This window comes from Sulfitobacter sp. HI0040, assembly GCF_001634885.1.
Taxonomy (GTDB): Bacteria; Pseudomonadota; Alphaproteobacteria; order Rhodobacterales; family Rhodobacteraceae; genus Sulfitobacter.
Window position 1 is genome coordinate 1 of record NZ_LWEX01000207.1, and the last position, 1,020, is coordinate 1,020.

Here is a 1,020-nt window from a genome sequence, read left to right on the forward strand (position 1 = left end):
CTATATCCTCGCCGGGCGCGCCAAGGCCGACATGGGCAAGCTGACCGAGGCGCTCGACCTCTTTTCCGAAGGTCTGCTGGCCTGTCCCTTCGACGGCTGGCTCGCACTCAACCACGCCCGTGTCGCCGCCCGTCTCGATCAACCGCTCCTCTCGGCGCGGTCCTATGCCCGGGTACTGGACGCGGGGGATCGCAAATCCGTCGAATTGCATGACGAAGCGCGCGAAAAGCTTGCTGCCCTTCGGGCCGAGCTCCGCCGGTTGCGGGTTGCAGATACCCTGTCGCTGCCGCGGCCCGCCCCCACGATACGTGATTTCCAGCCCCTTCCTGAAGGAACTTCATCCCAAGGTCCCGCCAACAGCGCATCGGCGCGCCCCCTGTGATCCGCTTGCCATGTGTGGCATAGTCGGCATTCTCACGCCTCCGGGCAGGTTCCCCCCCGAGAAGATGCGCTCCATCCTTGAAACCATGGGGGCACGCCTTGCGCACCGGGGGCCAGACGGGCAGGTCGTCTGGCAGGGCGACGGCATCGGATTGGCCCATGCCCGGCTTGCCATATTGGACCGAAGGGATGCTGCGGCGCAGCCTATGATCAGTCCGGACGGTCGCTTCGCCATCACCTATAACGGTGAGATCTACAACTTCGCCGAACTCCGCAGCACCCTCGAAGGGCAGGGGCACATCTTCCGCACGCGCGGCGACTGCGAAGTCCTGCTGCACGGATACCGCCAGTGGGGCGCAGACCTCCCCCTGCGGCTGCGCGGCATGTTCGCCTTCGCCATCTGGGATGCGCAGGAGCGTCGCCTGTTCCTCGCCCGCGACCGTTTCGGCAAAAAGCCTTTGGTTCATGCCCGCGTCGACGGCGCCTTCGTCTTCGCTTCGGAGGCGAAAGCGCTCTGCGCCTTCCCCGGGTTTACCCGCCGGGTCAACCCGGACGCGATCCGCCACTACCTGTCTTTCGGGCATACCGCAGCCTCCATATCCGCCTTCGACGGTGTGGCGCGTTTCCCCCCCGCCCATG

2 protein-coding genes are annotated in these 1,020 nt (G+C 66.0%); both read left to right on the forward strand.

Going from position 1 to position 1,020, the window contains the following annotated elements; genetic code table 11:
* A partial coding sequence (locus A3728_RS23100) for a hypothetical protein (protein ID WP_161489587.1) occupies nucleotides 1–382 on the forward strand: 382 nt, incomplete at its 5' end.
* Between the two features lie 64 nt (nucleotides 383–446).
* Nucleotides 447–1,020: asparagine synthetase B family protein (locus A3728_RS12125; protein WP_443069430.1), on the forward strand; the 574-nt coding region annotated here is incomplete at its 3' end.